The sequence below is a fragment of the Priestia filamentosa genome, from assembly GCF_900177535.1.
GTDB classification, from domain to species: Bacteria; Bacillota; Bacilli; order Bacillales; family Bacillaceae_H; genus Bacillus_I; species Bacillus_I filamentosa.
The window spans coordinates 77,795-99,102 of the sequence record NZ_FXAJ01000003.1; the positions used below are offsets into that span (position 1 = coordinate 77,795).

The 21,308-nt window shown below is 35.8% G+C and carries 19 protein-coding genes and 2 riboswitches; of the genes, 11 read left to right on the forward strand and 8 right to left on the reverse strand.

What is annotated here, in order from left to right; all coding sequences use genetic code 11:
- Window positions 1-67: 67 nt before the first annotated feature.
- Window positions 68-2,266 (forward strand): PAS domain-containing sensor histidine kinase, encoded by a 2,199-nt coding sequence (locus tag B9N79_RS13905; RefSeq protein WP_019392902.1) that lies wholly within the window; start codon window positions 68-70, stop codon window positions 2,264-2,266.
- The gene (locus B9N79_RS13910; RefSeq protein WP_085118641.1) at window positions 2,263-2,763 is read left to right on the forward strand and encodes a methylated-DNA--[protein]-cysteine S-methyltransferase; all 501 of its coding nucleotides are present in this window, start codon (window positions 2,263-2,265) and stop codon (window positions 2,761-2,763) included. Before B9N79_RS13905 ends, B9N79_RS13910 begins: the two co-directional genes overlap by 4 nt.
- Window positions 2,764-2,788: 25 nt before the next feature.
- Here the strand turns inward: B9N79_RS13910 and B9N79_RS26775 are convergent, their stop codons facing one another.
- The 3 genes from B9N79_RS26775 to mtnK all read right to left on the reverse strand — a co-directional run bounded on the left by B9N79_RS26775 (window position 2,789) and on the right by mtnK (window position 5,318).
- Window positions 2,789-2,911: a hypothetical protein gene (locus B9N79_RS26775; RefSeq protein ID WP_019392904.1), complete on the reverse strand. Its 123-nt coding sequence runs from the start codon at window positions 2,909-2,911 to the stop codon at window positions 2,789-2,791.
- Between the two features lie 132 nt (window positions 2,912-3,043).
- Window positions 3,044-4,090, reverse strand: a complete 1,047-nt coding sequence (mtnA, locus tag B9N79_RS13915) for an S-methyl-5-thioribose-1-phosphate isomerase (protein ID WP_046216754.1) — start codon at window positions 4,088-4,090, stop codon at window positions 3,044-3,046.
- 16 nt (window positions 4,091-4,106) lie between these two features.
- Window positions 4,107-5,318 carry an S-methyl-5-thioribose kinase gene (mtnK, locus tag B9N79_RS13920; protein ID WP_019392906.1) on the reverse strand — a complete coding sequence of 404 codons (1,212 nt, stop codon included), beginning with the start codon at window positions 5,316-5,318 and terminating at the stop codon, window positions 4,107-4,109.
- A gap of 127 nt (window positions 5,319-5,445) precedes the next feature.
- Window positions 5,446-5,583, reverse strand: a riboswitch (SAM riboswitch).
- A gap of 205 nt (window positions 5,584-5,788) precedes the next feature.
- On the opposite strand from mtnK, the gene B9N79_RS13925 reads away from it, so the two are divergent.
- The 6 genes from B9N79_RS13925 to B9N79_RS13950 all read left to right on the forward strand — a co-directional run bounded on the left by B9N79_RS13925 (window position 5,789) and on the right by B9N79_RS13950 (window position 10,874).
- The gene (locus B9N79_RS13925) at window positions 5,789-6,961 is read left to right on the forward strand and encodes a pyridoxal phosphate-dependent aminotransferase (protein ID WP_040058517.1); all 1,173 of its coding nucleotides are present in this window, start codon (window positions 5,789-5,791) and stop codon (window positions 6,959-6,961) included.
- A 76-nt stretch (window positions 6,962-7,037) separates the two neighbouring features.
- Window positions 7,038-7,136, forward strand: a riboswitch (SAM riboswitch).
- A gap of 71 nt (window positions 7,137-7,207) precedes the next feature.
- Window positions 7,208-8,425 carry a 2,3-diketo-5-methylthiopentyl-1-phosphate enolase gene (locus tag B9N79_RS13930; protein ID WP_019392908.1) on the forward strand — a complete coding sequence of 406 codons (1,218 nt, stop codon included), beginning with the start codon at window positions 7,208-7,210 and terminating at the stop codon, window positions 8,423-8,425.
- Complete coding sequence (locus tag B9N79_RS13935; protein WP_040058296.1) at window positions 8,422-9,084, forward strand: 2-hydroxy-3-keto-5-methylthiopentenyl-1-phosphate phosphatase; 663 nt, start codon at window positions 8,422-8,424, stop codon at window positions 9,082-9,084. Before B9N79_RS13930 ends, B9N79_RS13935 begins: the two co-directional genes overlap by 4 nt.
- Entirely contained in the window at window positions 9,081-9,713 is a 633-nt protein-coding gene (locus B9N79_RS13940) for a methylthioribulose 1-phosphate dehydratase (RefSeq protein WP_019392910.1), read from the forward strand. The genes B9N79_RS13935 and B9N79_RS13940 overlap by 4 nt, the downstream gene beginning before the upstream one ends.
- A gap of 12 nt (window positions 9,714-9,725) precedes the next feature.
- Window positions 9,726-10,250 (forward strand): cupin domain-containing protein, encoded by a 525-nt coding sequence (locus tag B9N79_RS13945; RefSeq protein WP_085118643.1) that lies wholly within the window; start codon window positions 9,726-9,728, stop codon window positions 10,248-10,250.
- Between the two features lie 369 nt (window positions 10,251-10,619).
- Complete coding sequence (locus B9N79_RS13950) at window positions 10,620-10,874, forward strand: aspartyl-phosphate phosphatase Spo0E family protein (protein WP_019392912.1); 255 nt, start codon at window positions 10,620-10,622, stop codon at window positions 10,872-10,874.
- A gap of 154 nt (window positions 10,875-11,028) precedes the next feature.
- On the opposite strand, the gene B9N79_RS13955 is transcribed toward B9N79_RS13950, so the two are convergent.
- The 3 genes from B9N79_RS13955 to B9N79_RS13965 form a co-directional block, all read right to left on the reverse strand.
- Window positions 11,029-11,760 (reverse strand): ZIP family metal transporter, encoded by a 732-nt coding sequence (locus B9N79_RS13955; RefSeq protein ID WP_040058294.1) that lies wholly within the window; start codon window positions 11,758-11,760, stop codon window positions 11,029-11,031.
- Between the two features lie 133 nt (window positions 11,761-11,893).
- The gene (locus tag B9N79_RS13960) at window positions 11,894-12,667 is read right to left on the reverse strand and encodes a DUF4931 domain-containing protein (protein ID WP_040058293.1); all 774 of its coding nucleotides are present in this window, start codon (window positions 12,665-12,667) and stop codon (window positions 11,894-11,896) included.
- 76 nt (window positions 12,668-12,743) lie between these two features.
- A complete protein-coding gene (locus B9N79_RS13965) occupies window positions 12,744-14,270 on the reverse strand; it encodes a PAS domain-containing sensor histidine kinase (RefSeq protein WP_019392915.1) in 1,527 nt (508 codons plus the stop codon).
- A gap of 247 nt (window positions 14,271-14,517) precedes the next feature.
- Between B9N79_RS13965 and B9N79_RS13970 the strand changes: the two genes are divergently transcribed.
- Entirely contained in the window at window positions 14,518-14,976 is a 459-nt protein-coding gene (locus B9N79_RS13970; protein ID WP_019392916.1) for a MarR family winged helix-turn-helix transcriptional regulator, read from the forward strand.
- 27 nt (window positions 14,977-15,003) lie between these two features.
- Here B9N79_RS13970 and B9N79_RS13975 read toward each other — a convergent pair whose 3' ends face one another.
- Window positions 15,004-16,593: a PAS domain S-box protein gene (locus tag B9N79_RS13975; RefSeq protein WP_158512789.1), complete on the reverse strand. Its 1,590-nt coding sequence runs from the start codon at window positions 16,591-16,593 to the stop codon at window positions 15,004-15,006.
- A gap of 332 nt (window positions 16,594-16,925) precedes the next feature.
- Between B9N79_RS13975 and B9N79_RS13980 the strand changes: the two genes are divergently transcribed.
- Entirely contained in the window at window positions 16,926-17,294 is a 369-nt protein-coding gene (locus B9N79_RS13980; protein WP_046216756.1) for a hypothetical protein, read from the forward strand.
- 41 nt (window positions 17,295-17,335) lie between these two features.
- Here B9N79_RS13980 and B9N79_RS13985 read toward each other — a convergent pair whose 3' ends face one another.
- A complete protein-coding gene (locus B9N79_RS13985) occupies window positions 17,336-19,453 on the reverse strand; it encodes an ATP-dependent Clp protease ATP-binding subunit (protein WP_040058514.1) in 2,118 nt (705 codons plus the stop codon).
- Window positions 19,454-19,867: 414 nt separating this feature from the next.
- On the opposite strand from B9N79_RS13985, the gene nhaC reads away from it, so the two are divergent.
- Window positions 19,868-21,247: a Na+/H+ antiporter NhaC gene (gene nhaC / locus B9N79_RS13990; protein ID WP_040058290.1), complete on the forward strand. Its 1,380-nt coding sequence runs from the start codon at window positions 19,868-19,870 to the stop codon at window positions 21,245-21,247.
- Window positions 21,248-21,308 lie beyond the last annotated feature (61 nt).

Sequence of the window (21,308 nt, forward strand, 5' to 3'; positions counted from 1 at the left end):
AATATGTAGAATAACCATAAGATAATAAGAAAGCTGTCACTATATATGTGTGAAAGGAGCAACGTTTATGTCGGCTGAAGGATCACTTCAAGCAACTGAGAAAAGTCGAGATGAAACAGCAGAATTGGAGCAGCTTAGAATCGTATTTGACAGAGCACGGGATGCAATGATTGTATTTAATGGTGATTTGCGCGTTACAGACGTCAATCAAGCAGCCTGTCGCTTGTTTGAATGTGCAAAAGAGGAGCTCCTCTCACTTCATGTGCGAGATTTTTTGGAAATGATGTCAAGTGAGGCATTAGAGCGGTATGACTATTCTCTTACAAGCGGAGACCACTTTTATTTTGAGGGTCCCTTATATTTGCCGAATGGCTCGATAAAGTATATTGAATTTCAGTCAGAAAAGCATGATGGAGAAAATGCTATTTTAATGACAACGTTTCGGGATATTACAAAGACAAAGAACTTAGAAAATGAGCGGTTTATTAGTCAAGAAATGTTTCAAGATATTTTTAATCAAGCGATTGATGGTATTTTGATTTTTGACAAGAAAGGGCGAATTATTGATGCGAACCCGTCCCTTTGCCGAAGGATTGGCTACACTAAAAATGAACTGCTTGTTCAAACATTAAGTGAGCTTGTTCTTCCGATTTATCATTATAAGATTGAGCGTCTTTGGCATGCGCTAAAAAGGAATGGGAAATCACAAGGAGAACTTCCTATTCAAACTAGACAAGGAGAAGAAGTGTACTTTGATTTTACAACAACAGCCCATATTAATAGTGATTATTATATGTCTATTATGCGTGATGTTACGGAAAAGAGAGACATGGAGCAAGAGCTAGCTAAAAGTGAAAAGAAATTTAGGGAAATCTTTGAAAGCGCTGTTGATGCTATCATTATTTGGAATGAAGATTGGACAGTTGTTGATGCGAATCCCTCTTCCTCTCGTACATTTGAGCTTCCTCTTCATCAACTCATTGGAAGTAATTTAGAAGAATTTTTAGATTTATCACAGCCAAAAACAAAAGAAATTACAAATCGTTTTTATGATTTTAATGCGATAAGAGAAGAGCTTCCTTTCTATATGCCAAATGGTGAAAAGAAAGATTTAGAGTTTACAGCAAAACAAGGTATTATAAAAGGGCATAATCTAACTATTTTCCGTAATATAAGTGAACGAAAAAAGATGGAACAAGAGTTAAGAGAAAGTGAGCAAAAATTTAGAACGATTTTCAATGGATCTGTCGATGGTGTTCTGCTTTGGAATGAAAATTTAAAGATTATGGATGCTAACTCTGTTTTGTGTGATTTCGTTGAATTAACAAAAGAAGAAGTATGCTCATTGAACGTGCGAAATCTGTTAGATGAAGGGAACAAAAAGGTATTAGATGCTCATTTATCGTTTCTTAAGGAATACAGAGAGCATGAAGGTGAGTTAACTTACACAATGAAGAGCGGTCGCAAGCGAACCATTGAATATTCAACGAAGAAAGATATTATTCCAGGGGTCTATATGACAATGCTACGAGATGTCACTGAAAAGAAAGAGATGGAAGAGCAAATCCGAAAATCAGATACTCTACAAGTTGTAGGGCAGCTTGCCGCAGGAATTGCTCATGAAATTCGAAATCCAATGACAGCATTGAAAGGATTTATTCAGCTTTTACAAAATAGTATTGATCATGAAGAGAAAGATGATTTTTCTCTATATTTTGACGTCATTACGTCAGAACTTCAGCGTATTGAAAACATTATTACAGATTTTCTTGTATTAGCAAAACCTCAGGCAATTAAACACGAGCAAAAAGATATTATTCAAATTGTCCAAGAAACAATGGACTTATTAACAGCACAAGCAACGCTTGTAAACGTGCAGTTTCATACAGAATTTGAGCCTTCGTTACCGCTTCTTTACTGTGAACCGAATCAGCTAAAACAGGTATTTATTAACATTATGAAAAATGCGTTGGAAGTTATGCCTATAGGTGGTACCCTAACTGTAAGTGTACATGCTAAAGATGAAAAGTTTATTGTAGTCTCTATTAAAGATGAAGGGGAAGGCATGCCTGAAGAGCGAATTAAGCGTCTTGGCGAGCCTTTTTATACAACAAAAGAAAAAGGTACAGGTCTGGGTCTTATGGTGTCATATAAAATTATTGAGGAACATGGAGGTTATATTGACGTTCATAGTGAGATAGGACTTGGCACAACTTTTTCCATCATCTTACCAATCAATTCAAGTGAGGAGAATAAGAAAGAATGAACAAATATTATAGCATCCTTGTTCATGAGATGCTTGGCAATATTGTCATCCGTTCAAACGACAAAGGCGTGACAGCTCTTTCCATTGGAGAAGAGCTTGTTATTGAAAAAGATGAAATTAAAAATCAGGGTTGGGCGTTTACTGCTAAGCAACAGCTTGAAGAGTATTTTAAAGGAGAACGACAAACGTTTAATTTACCGCTGTGCATTGAAAAAGGTACGCTATTTCAGCGGGAAGTGTGGAATACATTATCAAAAATTCCTTATGGAAGCTTCTGGTCTTACAGTGATGTTGCAGTAGATGTACAGCGTCCAAAAGCAGTAAGAGCAGTTGGCGGGGCTAATAGAGCTAATCCTTTGCCTATTATTATTCCGTGTCACCGTGTGATAGGAAAAGATGCATCTTTAACAGGATATGCGGGAAATAAAACACATCAAAAAGAACTTCTGTTAACTGTTGAAGGATTAACAGTTCAGAATGGCACAGTAAAAATATAAAAGCTAAGCGATACATTCGCTTAGCTTATTCACTTTCCTCTTCTTTCCACCCTTGTCCTTCTATAAAAACGAGATCAACAGACTGTTGTTCATCTGTTTCGTGCATGGAGCTTTCGGATTCTGTGAATTCTTTCTCATTTTTTTTCACTTTCTTGTCCTCCTTACACTTTTTAAAAATTTCATTATTATAATAAGCAGTTGAAGAGAAGAATATGTTTTCTACAATGAAATGTTACACTTCTGTAAAAAACAAAGAAGAAGCATTAATGCTTCTTCTCTTTTATAAGCTTTTTGTTGTAAATAAGTCAGGGATTTTATCGAATTCAGTTCCATGTATAATACCTTGTTCTGTAATAATACCTGAGATAAGTTCTGCAGGAGTCACATCAAAAGCAGGATTATAAACAGATGTGTTTTTAGGTGCAACCCACTCATGTCCTACTTTAAGTATTTCTTCCTCTTTTCGTTCTTCAATTGGAATTTCATCTCCATTTTTAAGAGAAATATCGAACGTTGATAAAGGAGCCGCAACATAAAATGGAATTCCATGCTGTTTTGCCAAAATAGCTAATCCATAGGTTCCAATCTTATTAGCTGTATCTCCATTTGCAGAAATGCGGTCGGCTCCAACAATAACAGCGTCGACTTTCTTTTTTTTCATTGTATGTGCAGCCATGCTATCAGTAATTAATGTAACATTTACCCCGCTTTGTAACAGTTCCCACGTTGTTAATCGTGCACCTTGTAAGAGAGGGCGAGTTTCACAAGCAAATACATGGATAGGGAAGTCAACTTCTGCTGCGAGATGGAAAGGAGCTAACGCTGTACCATAATAAGCGGTGGCAATTGATCCTGCGTTACAGATGGTCATTACAGAATCATTCTTATTAAAAAGTGACAAAGCATGCTGTCCAATGTTATAACAGATATTTTCATCCTCAACGCTAATCAAAATAGCCTCATGAACAAGATTTGTTTTTGCTTCATTGACAGAAGCTGCATGCTCAATTTTATTTTGTAAACGATGAAGGGCCCATGTTAAATTAACGGCCGTTGGGCGAGAAGAAGCAAGGTATAAGCTTTTTTCACGAATATGTGTATGAAATTCTTGTAAGTCCTCTCCTTCAAATTTTGATCCAGCTAGGGCTAATCCAAAAGCAGCGGCAATTCCAATTGCTGGTGCTCCACGTACTTTTAAAGTTTTAATAGCATCCCATACATCTTCAATTGTTTCTAAAGTTAGAAATTCAACAGAATTGGGAATAAGTTGTTGATTTAAAATTTTAATAGAATCCTCTTTCCATTCTACCGATCTCGGTATGGCCATTTTTCTTTCATCCTTTCTAAACAGTTCTAGCATTATTTCCTAAAAATTCATTATTTTCAATATAAAACTCATGCAAGTCTTGAACATTTTTAATCTCTACTCGATTTAAAATAAGAGATCTTCCTATATCTAAAGCAATCTCTTTTGTACGAATACGAAGCTCACTTTCTTCAATCGTATCAAGATCTGCTACATGAGCAAGCCCAATTGTTCGGCGGATCATTTCACATCCTGCAAAACCTAATGCATCTTGCCAAACGGTGCGGAGTGTATAGTCAAGATAGCCGTTAACTTGTAGAAAAGGATTGTTTTTATCCTCTTTCCAAAGAGACGTAAATACAGAGGAAAAAGTTTCCCATGTATCATGAATAAAGCCAAAAAGCTCAGTTTGAGCTGGAGGACGACGGAGGGCATTAAACAATAAATTTGCGATAAAATGACCTAAGTCAAAACCAAAAGGGCCATAAAAAGCAAATTCAGGATCGATAATTTTTGTTTCATGCTCGCTAGCAAAAATACTTCCTGTATGTAAATCACCATGAATAAGGGCATCGCCGTTTGTTAAAAACAGCCTCTTCAATTTAGCTACTTCAAGCTTAAGTTCATCTTCTTTCCAAAGTTGTTCTACTTTTTCTGATAGTTCCGGTTCAAAATCATTTGTATCATGATCAAAGAATGGGTCTGTAAAAACGAGGTCTTCTGTTATTTTACAAAGCTCAGGGTTTGAAAATTGCTGTGCTTTTTCTTTCTTTTCAGTTGGACTTAGTCCTAAATCAGATGTTTTAAAGAGAATGTGAGCTAAAAAGGTGCCAATATCTTTTCCTAAATTCGGATAAGAGTCACCTTTAATAAGTCCTGTTCTGGCAATGGAAAGATGCGATAAATCCTCCATAATTGTTAGTGCGAGCGTCTCATTACTGTACAACACCTCAGGAACAAGGTGAGGGGTGAATTTTGCAAATTGCAACAAAGCTTCGCTTTCAATTTTGGCTCGCTTCAGCGTTAATGGCCAGCTTTCTCCCACAACTTTAGCGTATGGTAAAGCTTGCTTTACAATCCATTTTTTCGTGCTGCCTTGAGTGCTCATTTGAAAAACAAGGTTAAGGTTCCCATCGCCAATTTCACGGCATGTTACATGTTCATCTTCAGCAAAAAAATGAAGTTTTTTTAAAAGGGATATAGCGCTTTCTTCTGTTAACGGTTTATAAACATCAAATTGAAAAGTCATAAGAGAAGTAAACCTCCAAAATAGATTTGTTTAATCGGAATTAAGAAGTGAAAGGGAGTAGGGGTGCTTATTCAACAATGAAAAAGCCCCTTTCCTTTATGAAAGAGGCTTGAAGATATGGTCAAACCTCTTATCTTTCAGAAAGGATATTCTTTCTGTTGGAAGTAGCACCGTGCCACTTTTGCGTTCATTTTACACATAATGAACAAATGGTCGGTTGCTGGGCGTCAAAGGGCCAATTCCCTCAGCCAACTCTTGATAAGAGTATATGTGATTTTAAATTGGAAATGAAATAACACTGTTTGAAAAGTATACTAGCAACGATTGTAGATTTTGTCAACACGTAAATTTAAAATTAGGTTGTTTGTTTAGAGCGAGAAAAACTTTTCTTTTTTCATCTTTACAGAAATGAAAGAAGCATATATCATGAATCATTAGAATTTGTAGAATTTTTCGAGAGGTTGTTTATGATGAAAATATTTCAGCAGTCAGATCGTTTAAAAGGTTTACCAGAACAGTTTTTTGCTTCTCTTGTTAAAAAAGTAGCAAAAGAGGCAAGTGAAGGACATGACTTAATTAATTTTGGTCAGGGAAATCCAGATAAGCCGACTCCTGAGCATATTGTAAAGGCGCTTCAAGAAGCAAGTAATAATCCTCACTTTCACGGTTATCCACCTTTTCAAGGCCACGGTTTTTTAAAAGAGGCTGCAGCCTCTTTTTATAAACAAGAATATGGAGTAACAATCGATCCAACAAAAGAAGTAGCCATTTTATTTGGCGGAAAAGCAGGATTGGTTGAAATTCCCCAGTGTTTGCTTAATAAAGGGGATGGTGTCCTTATTCCAGATCCGGGTTATCCGGACTATTTATCAGGGGTTGCGCTAGCTGGCGCAACATTAACTAAAATGCCTTTAACAGAGCAAAATGATTTTTTACCTGACTATAGTTCGCTGTCAGAGGAAGATAAGCAACGTGCTAAGCTGATGTTTTTAAACTATCCAAATAATCCCACAGGTGCTGTTGCTTCAAAAGAGTTTTTTGAAGATACGGTGAGCTTTGCCGACAAAAATGATATCTGTGTTGTTCACGATTTTGCTTATGGAGCAATCGGATTTGATGGCAAGAAGCCAAGAAGTTTTTTGCAAACTGAAGGAGCAAAAGACGTTGGGATTGAGATTTATACGTTTTCTAAAACATTTAATATGGCAGGATGGCGCATTGCTTTTGCAGTTGGAAACGAGAGTGTTATTAAAGCAATTGAACTTTTACAAGATCACCTTTATGTTAGTATTTTTAGTCCTATTCAAAAAGCGGCCGAAGTTGCGCTTCTGCATAGTCATAAAAGTGTTCAGGACCTTTTGTCTCTTTATGAGAGAAGACGTGAAGTTTGGGTAGGAGGATTGCAAAATATCGGATGGGATGTAAAAGCTCCAGCAGGCTCTTTTTTTGCTTGGCTTCGTGTCCCTAAAGGATATACATCAACGGAATTTTCCGATCTACTCTTGAAGAAAGCACATGTTGTGGTAGCTCCTGGAATTGGTTTTGGCGAGCATGGCGAAGGATATGTACGAACAGGATTGCTAACAGAGGAAACGCGAATCCGAGAAGCTATTAAGCGAATTAAGGGATTAGGAATTTTCTAAAAATTATTGACAATCTTTTCTTTGAATGTCATAATCCAAAGTGAATTGACTCATAAACAACTAAACATAAATATAATTCTTATCAAGAGTAGGTGGAGGGAATAAGCCCTGTGAAGCCCGGCAACCGGCTATAAAGTACGGTGCTAAATCTTACAGCAATGCTGAGAGATAAGAGGACCATACAAAACCTCTCTTCAATCAGTGATTGAAGAGAGGTTTTATTTTTACATAAAGAGGTGACGCTACATGAGCGAAGTAATTGCAATATATCATAGCATTTTAAAAAATAGAAAAGTCGAAGAACAGGCAGAAAAGATAGCGTTAGGTCTTACTGTTGGTTCATGGACAGACTTGCCTCTTTTAGAAAGAGAGCAGTTAAAACAACACAAAGGTCGCGTTGTGTATTCAGAAATCATTGGAGAAGAAGAGGGAGGTTATAAAGCAGAAATGGCTATTGCTTATCCTTCTGCTAACTTTTCTCATGACATACCAGCTATTTTAACAACAGTTTTTGGAAAACTTTCTTTAGACGGGAAGATTAAACTTGTTGATCTAAAACTTTCAGAAGAACTAACAAAAGTATTTCCAGGACCTCGCTTTGGCATTGAAGAAATACGTACAAAAATTAATGTGCACAATCGTCCTCTAGTGATGAGTATTTTTAAAGGTGTGATTGGACGTGACATGTCCTATTTAAAAAATCAGCTGAAAAACCAGGCATTAGGTGGCGTAGATTTAATTAAGGATGATGAGATTTTATTTGAAAATAAACTCACACCTTTTGAAAATCGAATTAGTGAAGGGAAGAAAGTACTTGATGATGTTTATGAACAAACAGGGAAAAGAACGCTTTATGCTGTAAACTTATCTGGTAAAACATTCGAACTAAAAGATAAAGCAAAGCGTGCTAAAGAACTTAGAGCAGATGCTCTTTTGTTTAACGTGTACTCATATGGCTTAGATGTTTTGCAAGCTCTTCGAGAAGATGAAGAAATCGGGCTGCCAATTATGGCGCACCCAGCGTTCAGTGGTGCAATGACTTCATCACCTTTTTACGGAGTAAGTGCTTCATTGCTTTTTGGAAAGCTTAATCGTTTAGCAGGAGCTGATTTCTCCCTTTTTCCTTCCCCATATGGAAGTGTTGCCCTTGATCATCGTGAGGCAATTAAAACCCATGAATATCTAACAGAAAATAGCTCTTTGAAAAAAGGATGGTCTGTTCCATCAGCTGGGATTCATCCAGGCCTTGTACCTCTTATTTATGATGATTTTGGAAAAGATACAATCATTAATGCTGGTGGAGGCGTACATGGACACCCAAATGGAGCAGTCGGTGGAGGGAAAGCGTTCAGAGCAGCCATTGACGCTGCGGTATCTGGAGTAACATTACAAGAAGCTTCAGAAACAAGCGAAGACCTCAAAGAAGCGATTGAGCTTTGGGGAGCTAAAGAGGTTGTGAAATGAAGAATTTGATCTTGTTTTGTGATTTTGATGGAACGGTTACATTTAAAGATAACATTATTGAAATTATGAAAAAATTTGCGCCGAAAGAATGGGTTTCATTAAAAGATCAAGTGCTTGCTGAAGAAATCCCGATTAAAGATGGAGTTGGAAAGATGTTTAATCTTTTACCATCTTCTCTTAAAGAAGACATGACAGAGTATGTATTAGAAAATGCGCAGATTCGCAATGGCTTCAGTGAGTTTGTTTTGTATGTGAAAGAACATAACATTCCTCTTTATATCGTAAGTGGAGGTATTGATTTTTTTGTTCATCCTATTCTCTCTCCTTATATAGAAAAAGATTTTATCTATTGCAATAAAGGAGATTTTAGCGGAGAGAATGTACAAATTCGCTGGCCACATAGCTGTGATAGTCAGTGCGATAACGGTTGCGGGTGCTGTAAACCATCGCTGTTAAGAACGTTGCAAAAAGATGATGCATTTACAATTGTTATTGGCGACTCTGTCACAGATTTTCAAGCTGCAAAGCAAGCTGATTTCGTAATTGCTAGAGATTACTTGTTAGAGAAATGTGAAACATTAAAGCTACCACATGCTTCATTTGACACGTTTTATGATGTTATCTCTGAGATTAAGCGGGTGAGGGAGGAACTAAAATGAGTGGGTACGAAGAAAAGTGGCTTGAATTAGCTGATATCAAGGATGAATTGGCAGAAAGAGACTGGTTTTTCGGCACAAGCGGTAACTTATCAATTAGAGTAACAGAAAGTCCTACAACATTTCTTGTTACAGCAAGCGGAAAAGATAAGCGCAAACGTACAAATGAAGACTTTTTACTTGTAGATCAACATGGGCTTTCTGTAGAAGAAACAGGGCTTAAACCTTCTGCAGAAACTGTTCTCCATACGGCTATTTATGAGAAAACGAAAGCAGGATGCGTTTTGCATGTGCATACAGTTGATAACAACGTTGTTTCAGAACTTTATGGTGATCAGGGGAAAGTTGTGTTTACAAAGCAGGAGATTATTAAAGCATTAGGACTTTGGGAAGAAGATGCGAAAGTAGAGATTCCAATCATCCCAAATTTTGCGGATTTACAAAAACTTGGAGATGTATTTGAAAAGCATATTAAGGAAGATACAGGAGCTGTATTAATTCGCAATCACGGAATCACAGTATGGGGGAAAACTGCTTTTGAAGCTAAACGTCATTTAGAAGCATATGAGTTTTTATGTAGCTATTTATTAAAGCTTAAGCTTTTTGCAAAACAGATAGAGTTTACAAACTAAGGAGGAGAAAACATGGCAAACATTCGTTTACATAAAACAAATGAGCGTGTTGAAAATCAAGAGGAAGTTGCGGTATTTTTACAAAGTCAAGAAGTAATCTATGAGAATTGGGATATTTCAAAGTTACCTATTCACCTGCAAGAGAATTATCGTTTAAAAGAAGAAGAAAAAGAAGAGATTTTAGCAACATTTAAAGAAGAGATTGCAGACATCTCGGCTCGTCGTGGCTATAAAGCTCAGGATGTTATTTCTTTATCTGCTGCCACTCCAAATCTAGATGAACTGCTAAATAACTTTCAGCGTGAACACCATCATACAGATGATGAAGTTCGATTTATTGTAAGTGGACACGGCATTTTTGTTATCCAAGGAAAAGATGGCCACTTTTTCGATGTTGAGCTTGAACCTGGCGATCTTATTTCCGTTCCTGAAAATATTCAGCATTACTTTACACTTATGGATGACAGAAAAGTTGTTGCAATCCGTATTTTTGTTACAACAGAAGGATGGGTACCAATCTACGCTGATACTAAATAATATACTCTTAAGGAAATGATTTCTGCAAAAATGCAGAAATCATTTTTTATTTAAGTAGGCACACTTTCCTATATAATATATTTATGTTTAGGCGGTATTTTGTGGGGTATTGTTCCAATAAATACTATCATTTTACAAAATCAAAATATACTGTTAATCTAAACAAAAGAATATAGCTATACTCTTAGTAGCTTTTCATATACGTCTTTTTGTATATCACATCTATGCTGTAACATTATGTGAATCATGTTATTTACGACATTTGTTTTACAAAGCTGTTAAGAAGTAATGAAAAAGTTTTTTTTCTTATTGCAAACCTGTTTACAATTTTAGTAGAATTTGTAATGAAGCATAAGGGGGTTACTTTTAATGGCAAGGGAGGATAAAATGTTGCAAACGTATAGTGATGGTAAAGCAGAGGCACTGCTGGGCGAAATTTTACACAAAAGACAAGAGATGTGTAAACTTGCTGAGCAAAAAGGTTATACACATAAAGATACCATTTTCTGCAGCCAAGAATTGGACGAGCTATTAAATAGATATCAGCGATGTCTTGAACAAAAGCAGGAAGACAAGAGGCCTTTCTTTACTATTTTACCAACGTCACTTGCTTTTTCTAAATAAATGATTTGTTTTATCGTTTTTCAACATAGAGAAGAGAAAAGCTTAACAACTAAGAGTTTATGATTATTATAGAATATACTGAGAACATTTGTATAAAAAATGTATATAAAAAGCCTGATTGAATGGATCGTAATTCAATCAGGCTTTTTATAATTTAAAACAAATTGATGAGCAGAATCATGGAAAGAACACCAATAATAAAAGAATGAGTGGATGTCTGTTCATTCCCATCTCCATGACTTTCTGGAATCAGTTCTTTATAAATGATATAAAGCATCGCTCCTGCTGCAAAAGCAAGGCCATAGGAAACAAGAGAATCGAAGAAAGATGTAAGATAAAAGCCAAGAAGACCCGCAACTATTTCTACAGTACCTGTTAGTGTTGCTATAATAAAAGCTTTGAAACGGTGCATTTTTTGTTGCACTAAAAATAAAGCAACAAGCAACCCTTCAGGCGCGTTTTGTAACCCGATGGCAAGCGCGATTAAGTTACCTGTATTATCCACATCAGAAGCATAGCTAACTCCAACGGAAAGACCTTCTGGAATGTTGTGCAAAGTAATCGCTGCAACGATCAGAAAAGCTTTCTCATCAAACTGAATGCCTGTTTTTTGGTGTTCTAAATTAATATGAGGAATATTCCGTTCAAGTAATGTTAAAGCAAGGGTTCCTAACAATAATCCAATCGTTAAAGGGAAAAGACCGCCTGTTTGTAAAGACTCTGGAATAAGACTCATTGTAGCAGCAGCTGTCATAACACCGGCTGTAAAAGCTAATAAAATATCACGCCATTTGTGTGTTAAGAGATGTTGAATAAATAAGATTGGAAGAGCTCCTAAGCCTGTTGAAAGAGCTGATAAAATGCTCCCGATTAAAACTTCCTTCATAAATGTTTAAGCTCCTTTAATAGTCGTCAATGATCAGAGAGAGTCACTTTTTTACCATATGCATAAGAAGGGCTGTCTTGTGCTGTAATAATAAGCTATATTCCGTTCAAAGAAGGAATATAGCTTATTTAAGTTATTTTTTTTGAGAAAAGTACAGTTCTTGAACTTGGTGGACGACGTCTGAGAGCTTGTTAGAAACTTGAGCAATATCGTAGCCCATAAAAAGAGGAGATGTTGAAAATCGCGGTAGAATTTTCACAACAACTTCCTTATTTCGAAGGGGATAGAAAAATAAATTATAACTCGTACAATTTCTATGAAAATGATGTAATACATAGTGAACAGCCGTTTGTAGCAAATCAGCAAATATTGTTTGTTCTCCGTCTTGTTTTAAGTGAACATTAAATTCGAAAAAACCAACTCTTGGGAGAGTAGAAAGATTAAATATTATCCCGTTCTCCTCATGAATAGTTAATCCTTCGAACTGTCGCTCGTCTAATTCTCTATAAGCATCAACATTTTTAAGTCCTACAATTTGCATGTGTGGATGACGTAAAGAACCTCCAGACATAGGACCATGGTTTTTGAAAAACAGAACAGATTTATATTCGCTATTTTCCTGCATTTCTTTCCACTTTTCCAACGCAAAATCGATGAGCTTATGAAGGTGTTCTTTTGAATATAAAGAAAGCTCTGAGGTGCATTCATCTGTTTCAATAATGACGGTTTGAAATGCATCTTGTAAAACTGGATACTTGTTCTCAAGCCAAATAATGGAGTCTTTTTGGTCCATAATGTGAGTGAGAGCTTCTACATTACAAAACGGACAAGGATTTTGTCTGTTAACAATTGTTTCGGGTTTTTGTTTTCCAATAGATGAATCAAAAATAAGATGTGATCGTGTCATATTTTCACCACTAACCTATACATAGATTTCTTTTATTATCGCAAATGAGAGAGTAAAACGAAAGCAACATGAATTTTTAGCTTTCGGTATGCTCTGTTTGAATTGGGATTGTGACAATAACATTTGTTCCTTTTCCTACTGTACTATCGATTTCAATTGTCCCATCAATAGCTTCAATAATTCGTTTGCAAACAACAAGTCCAAGTCCAGTTCCTGTATCTTTCATCGTAAAGAAAGGGTGGAAAATTTTCGAAAGTATTTCTTTGGATATCCCAGTCCCTGTATCTTGGACATGCAAGATGGCAACTTCTTGTCTTTTGGAAAGAGAAAGGGTTAATGTTCCTCCCTCTGGCATTGAATCTAAGGCATTTTTTGCTAAATTCAGAACAACTTGTTTTAAATGATCTCTTGTACAAAGAACATAAAGAGGCTCTGGAGGAAGAGTTGTTATGACCTCGATATTATGTAAGTTGGCTTCTGATTTTATAATAGGTGTAACATCGGATAGTATTTGTTGTAGATGATAGTATCCTTGTTTTTCTACGACAGGTTTGCCAAGAATAAGAAATTCACTAACAATTTCATTGATTCGTTCAATTTCTGTTTGTATAACTGAAAAATAAAACTGATCTTGTTCTCCTTTATGTTTTTCGCTTAAAAGGGCCACAAGACCTTTAATTCCTGTTAAGGGATTTCGAATTTCATGTGCAGTACTTGCTGCAAGAGTTCCGACAAGTTCAAGTTTTTGAGCTTCATTTTGGATTCTTTCTTGAAGCGCCTGTCTTTTTAGCATCCTAATTCTAAAATTTAAAAAAAGAACGCTCATCACAATAAAAGAACCAAAAAAGGAAAAAGCAAAGAATGGGCCAAAGGTTCCTTGGTTAACATTAGAAGTAGCTACAGAAACTGTCCACGGTACTCGCTCAAGCTGGGTATCTATTGTTGTTTTATGTTCGGTTTTTAGGTCTTTCCCTGTATGAAAAATTTCTTTATTGTTTTCATCAAGCAGCTTTACACTTTCATCTGGTGTAAGCTCTTCTAAAACGGTTGCTACATACCGAACACGCAAATTTGCTGCGATTACAGCTTTAATTTCTCCTTGATCATCAAGTAATGGAGTAGCAATTGTAATAATATATCGGCCTGTTGTTGGCTCGTAATATGCATTTGAAATCGTTGTATTTCTAGTTTCTAGGAGTTCTTTAAAAAAGGGATGATCACTTACATTAAAAGGTTGCAGCAGAGCATTTGAACCAAACTTTGTATTTCCATCTATATCGTAATAGTAAATACCGGATAACCTTGCGTCCTTTTGCTGTGCTCTTTCAAAGATAGCTTGAAGCTGTTCAAAAGACTGATCTTCAGCATAAGAAGAGATTGCCATTGTTTCAATACTCGTAATAATTTCACTAATAAAGCGATCCACGTAATTTTTATGCAGAGATGCAATATGAAGCGCTTGTTTTGTTTCTTGTTCTTGTAAAACATTTATCCGCCATTGGGTTGCAACTGTACTGATAAGAAGGGAAGGAATTAATACAATAACTAAATATAAAAGTAAATGAGACGTTCGCCATTTAGAAAAAAGTGATCGAAGTATCAAACTCGAATAGCTCCTTTATACAATATCCATTTTTTGATTATATCAAATGAAAAAGAGTAAAACTATCTTTGTATACGTTTCATAAGAGTGGGAAGAGGGGAAAATTTCTTGTATAATGGATATTAAAGGTAAATGGAAAGCTAAGAGAAGAAAGTAGAATAAATTGTAAGGTAAGGTTTGACAAATAAATTTCTAATTTAGTATGATTATATCTTGAAGTTGAGATAAATAGAGGGTGAGTTTAGAGATGGGAAATGAATTAACAAATAAAGAGCTTGACCAATCGTTAAAGCTTTTTATCGTTTTATCTAGAGCAAGTAGATCAATAAATGATCAAGTACAACACATTATTCAAGGTTATGGTATGAACCCAACAGAGTTTGCGGTATTAGAACTTCTTTATCATAAAGGAGGACAGCCACTTCAACAAATAGGAGGAAAAATTTTATTAGCTAGCGGTAGTATTACCTATGTTGTAGATAAGTTAGAAAAGAAGGGGTTTTTAAAACGTGTAGCATGTCCAACAGATAGACGTGTTACATATGCAGAAATTACTGATGAAGGTAAGGAGATTATTGAAGATATTTTTAAACCTCATGCTGAGAGAATCCATGAACTTTTCAATCCTTTATCACAAGATGAAAAAGAAACTGCTATTGAGCTTTTAAAAAAGGTAGGACTTCACGCAAGTTCTTTTCATAAATAAAAAGACGCTAGTTTTAGCGCCTTTTTACTATGAAATATTTATAACAGGTAAACGAACTCTTACTGTTGTTCCTTCATTTATCTTTGAATCATAAATGACAAATGATCCTTGATGTTGATGAAGAATATTTTGAATAATGACAAGTCCAAGCCCTGTGCCTTTTTCTTTTGTTGTGAAAAAGGGTTCTTGAATTTTAGAAAGAAGGGCTTTGGAAATTCCAACTCCGTTATCTTTAATAAATATATCCACAAAGCCATCTTCTGTAGTCTTTGGAGTGATGATGATTTTCCCTCCGTTAGGCATAGCTTCAAGCGAGTTTTTGAGCAAATTGATAAAAACTTGTTTAAGCTGATTTGTGTCTCCTTGAATATAAGCAGGTTCTTGAAATGGTTCAAGAGAGATTGAAATATTATTTAAAGCACCTTCTGTTTTAAAAAGGAGAGTAACATCTGACAATACTTTTTCAAGAAGACCAATTTCCATATGAAGGGACTGAGGCTTTGCAAGCAAAAGAAATTCTCCTACGATATCATTAATTCGCTTTAATTCTGAGAGCATAATTGTTGTATATGTTCTATGCTTTGAATCTGTCTCATGAATAAGCTGAATAAACCCGTTCAAGGATGTGAGCGGATTACGTACCTCATGTGCTACTCCAGCAGCCATTTCTCCAGCTAAGACAAGCTTATCACGCTGTCTTAAAAGTTCTTCCGTTGCTTTCCTTTCCGTAATATCCCGACAAATCTCAGAAAGAGCAATCACCTTCCCAAACTGGTCACAAATGGGAGATATCGTAATTTCTACATGGATGAGCGTTCCATCTTTACATATGTCGACAGTTTCAAATCCGATGATTCGCTCTCCCTTTTCAACACGACAAAAGCGCTGCTTCGCTTCTTTTATATGTGTTTCCGGAATGGAAGGGAGAAACTCCCCTAAAATATCTTCTTTTTTCCATCCATAAATGCGTTCATAAGCCGGATTTACGTTAATAACATTTCCTAGTAAATCTACAACAACCATTGCATCATTGTTATACATAAAAAAAGCTTGAAAATGCTCTTGTGCTGAGTGAAGCGCTTCCTCTTTCTCTTTGACTTCGCTAAATACTTTTAACCATAGTCGATTGGTAAAACGAGCATAGTATCCATATAAAATAGCTGAAAATATGATAAATAGAATGAAATAAATAACATCAAACTTTGTCATGGATTCTACTATGATAGAAAACTGAGTTGTATAAAAGTATCCAAGTAACAAAATGGATGCAATTGATGACAAAACGATTAATTTTCCATCTTGATAAAAGAAGCAAATCATAATGCCGAGTAGTAGAAAAAGGTAATTTACCAAAGAAGGGTTAGACATAATCAGATATACGATATAAATATAAAATGCTGTAATGATGCTATACATTGTTATCGCATGATTTTTACAATAGAGAATAAGTGCAGATAATGGAATAAGCAAACATAATCCCACAATTGCTGAAAATCCGATAAAAGTATACACAACCTCTACTTTCGAATTAACAGTAAAAATGGCAATAAGATCTGCCATAAAGAAGAACCACAATAGCTTTACTAAAATCGTATTTCGATTTTGGATCAACTTCATACTTTCTGACATCCTACATCGACCTTTCACAAATATTCGACAAATGTTTAACATTCCCATCATACCATAATAAAGGATAAGTTTTGATAAAGTTAAAAAAAACGATGTAAAAAATATAAGAGGTTTTTTCTAATTGTTAAGATTGTTAAGAAAGACAGCTCTATTTTCCTATGTAGTGTAGACGCAATGTAAATGAATGAAGAAGCTGTAAAGATTGAATGATAAAATGGTAAAATACTCCTTTCGACAAAGAGAATTATATATAATTTCTGTAGGGCGGACAACTTATCATGTATTGCCCAAAATCTGAATTAGAAAAGGGGAGCTTGCATATGAAAAACAAGAGTTTATTAATCAAATTAGTTGGTTCTGCTTTAGCTCTAATGCTTGTGACAGCTTGTAACGCAAATGGAGAAGACGAAACGGAAAACAACACAGACAACACTGAAGAAACAGAAACAAGCGGTACTGGCGAAGATACTTCTAGTACAGAAGAGGAGACTTCAACAGACGAAGATGCTTCAACAGAAGAGGATGCTTCTACTGAGGAAGAAACTTCCACAGATGAAGGTACCTCTACAGAAGAGGAGCCAGCTGAGGATGATACAACAGATGATGCAACTGACACTGAAGAAGGAAATACAGATGATAATAGTGATGATCAAACTGAAGGCGAAGACAACGCAGACGATCAGCAATAATATAAAAAAATCCCCTCTTAGCTAAGAGGGGATTTTTTTATTTATGCTTTAACTGCAATATCATCATTCTCAATAATAATATTCAGTGTTTTCACGTCAGGCTCATCAAGAATACGGTCTGTAATAGCATCTTCAAGATGTTCTTCAATTGCTCGACGTAGTGGACGAGCTCCGAATTCTGGATGATATCCAAGTTCAGCAATTTTTTCTTTAACTTCTTGTGAAATAGTAACATCAATATCTTGTTCTTTTAGCGTTTCATTCAGTTCTTCAACCATTAAATCTACAATTTTAATAAGATCTTCTTTTTCAAGATGATTGAATTCAACAATGCTATCAAAGCGGTTAAGAAACTCTGGTTTGAAGTAAGCAGAAAGTGACTCAAGAACAGAAGTATCTTTTATAGCGCTATTTTCAAATCCAACCGTAATTTTCTTAACGCCAGCACCTGCATTACTTGTCATAATAATAACGGTATCTTTAAAGCTTACTGTTCGTCCTTGGCTGTCTGTCAGACGGCCATCTTCCATGATTTGCAAGAACATGTGTTGAACATCTGGATGTGCTTTTTCAATTTCATCAAGCAAAATTAGTGAATATGGATTACGACGCACTTTTTCAGTAAGCTGACCAGCTTCTTCATGTCCAACATAACCAGGAGGTGAACCGATAAGTTTAGATACGGCATGTTTCTCCATGTATTCACTCATATCAAGCCGAATCATTGAATCTTTCGTACCGAACAGCTCTTTTGCAAGTGTTTTTGTAAGCTCAGTTTTCCCAACACCTGTTGGTCCTACAAAGAGGAAAGAACCAATTGGACGGTGTTTTGCTTTCAGCCCAGCTCTTGAACGACGGATTGCTTTAGCAATTTTAGAAACAGCTTCTTTTTGGCCAATCACGTGGCTATTTAAGCTGTCAGCTAAGTTGTTCATTTTATTTGCTTCATTTTCTTGAAGTTTTCCAACTGGAATGCCTGTTTTCTTCTCGACAATTTCTTCAATGTGAGAAATCTCAATAGTAAGTGAATCGTTACTATCGCCTTTGAGAGAAGAGTCTAGTCTCACTTCTTCATCGCGAAGTTTAGCTGCAACTTCGTATTTTTCTTCCTTCAGCGCTGCTTCTTTTTCCTTTGCAATCTCAGCTAGACGAGCTTCAACTTCCTTATGATCTTGCACGCCAGCTTTTAAGTTCATTTTTGAACCAGCTTCATCAAGAAGGTCGATTGCTTTATCAGGTAAGAAGCGGTCCTGGATGTAACGATGTGAAAGAGATACACATGCTTTTAGCGCTTCATCTGTAAACGTTACTCCATGATATTGTTCATATTTTTCTTTGATACCTTGAAGAATAGCAAAGGCTTCCTCTTCAGAAGGTTCATGAACCATTACTGGTTGGAATCGACGCTCTAGCGCAGCATCTTTTTCAATGTTGCGATACTCTTTTAGCGTTGTTGCTCCGATAAGTTGAAGCTCACCGCGAGCAAGAGCAGGTTTTAAGATGTTAGCCGCATCCATTGAACCTTCCGCAGAACCAGCGCCAACAAGTAAGTGGATTTCATCCACAAAGAGAATAATATTTTTACGAGACTGGAGTTCTGTAATTAGCGATTTAATGCGTTCTTCAAATTGACCTCTAATTCCTGTATTTGCAACAAGAGATGCCACATCAAGAAGAATAACTTCCTTATTCATTAGCTTGCTTGGTACATCACCATTTGCAATTTTTAAAGCAAGACCTTCAGCAATGGCTGTTTTACCAACACCAGGTTCTCCAATTAAAACCGGATTGTTTTTATTTCTTCTATTTAAAATCTCACTTACACGTTCTACTTCTTCGTCACGACCAATGACTGGATCAATAAGGCCAGCTTTCGCTGCATTTGTAATATTTCTTCCATATTGATCTAGGAAGCCTCCCCCACCATTTTGTGAAGATGGTGGATTGTTCTGTTGCTCAGGTTGTGAAGATGATGATGCTAAATGTTTAAATAAGTCATCAATGTTCATAAATCCACCTCCAGATCCTGCAGGAGTCTTATGTTTTTGTTGTAGTTCTTGATAGCATGTATGACAAAGTTGATATTGATTACGTTCACCATTAATTTGAAGATTTAGCTGAATATTGGCTTTGTTGTGACCACAGTTTTGACATAACATCATATATCTGCCTCCTATATATCTGTCTCTATAAAACCAATAGTAATTTTAAAAGTTATATCAAAAATAGAGTGATAAAGTCAAAAATTTTGCTTTGACTTTGACTATCTTTGACCTTTGTAAGGCTATTGTACACCTTTTAATTTTGTTTATCAAGAGTTTTGTTTGACTATCTTTGACCTTTGTGGTTCTTATCATACACTTTACTCGTGAGGATAACAAGAAATTGGCTCTGCTTTTTTTGAGAAATTAATATTAAATGGTGAAGTTCAGTATAAATCTTCCCGTTTTTTTACGCAAGTAAACTGCTCTTAAAAACTGAAATAAAAGAAAATTTACAGAAGACAGTGGAAGACGTTATAATTTACTCTGTTGCACAAAAGCGTTGAAGTAGAAAAGGAGTCTCGTATTAGCATGAAAAAGAAATTATCATTTATAGAAGCACTCGGAATTATTGTTCTTATATTAGCCCTCATTTTTGTTTGTTTATTTATTTTTAAAGTTCCTCCTCATATTCCTATTCTAGGTAGCGTTATCCTTTTAGGCTTTTTTGGCTTTATAAAGGGTATCAAATGGAAAGAACTTGAAAAAGGAATTATAGAGGGGATTTCATTAGGTATTAAACCCATTCTAATCCTTTCATTAGTAGGTGTATTAATTTCTGTATGGATGATGAGCGGTACAATTCCAACGATTCTTTATTTTGGATTTGACTTTTTGTCTCCGCACTATTTCTTAGTAAGTAGTTTATTTATTACGATTTTAATTTCTACTTTTACAGGAAGTACGTTTACAACAGTTAGTACTGTTGGAGTAGCACTTATGGGTATTTCTTCTGTAATGGGCGTCGATCCTGCCCTTGCTGCTGGAGCTATTATTTCAGGAGCTGCATTTGGAGATAAAATGTCTCCTCTTTCAGACACCACTAATTTTGCAGCAGGGATTGTAGAAGTCGATATGTTCACACATATTCGTCATATGATGTGGACGACGGTGCCAAGTTTGTTATTAAGCTCTGTTCTCTTTTTAGTCCTAGGGCTGCAAGGAAATGCTGCAGAAAATCTTGATTACGAGCAGATTGCAGCTGTTAAAGAGGTTTTATCAAATGAATTTACGTTGAGCTTGTTAACATTAATTTCTCCCCTTATTGTTCTCTTCTTATCTATTAGAAGAAAAGATGTTATTCCAACTCTCATTATTGGTATTTTAACAGCTTTTATCACAACTGTTCTTGTGCAACCTCAGTTTGCAATAGGAGAAGTATTGCTAGCATTGCAAGATGGTGTAAGCATTGATTCAGGTAATAAAATTGTAGACGGTATTGTAAATAGAGGCGGTCTTCAATCAATGATGAGTTCTGTGTCTCTCGTTATGATTGCTTTATCACTTGGGGGATTAATGAAGACTGTTGGCGTTATTACTGCCTTCCTTGAAGGAATTATTTCACTAATAAAGCGAAGCGGAGACGTTATTTTTTCAACAGCTCTAGCTAGTATTGGTGTTAACCTTATTACAGGAGAACAATATTTATCAGTCTTACTTCCAGGTCAAACTTTCAAGCCTTTATATAATAAGTACGGATTAGAAAATAAAAACTTAGCTCGTACATTAGAAGACGCAGGAACGCTTGTAAATCCCCTTATTCCGTGGGGAGTAAGCGGTGCATTCATTTCTCAGGTCCTAGGCGTCTCTGTACAAACGTATGTTCCGTGGGCTTTTTTCCTATTGTTCTGTCCATTATTTTCAATTATATTTGCTTATACAGGGATTGGAGTAGCTAAAAAATCTTCATAAGAAAGAAATTAGAACTATATTAAATCCTTTTTCTTACTGAAAAGATTCATAAGAACCAATC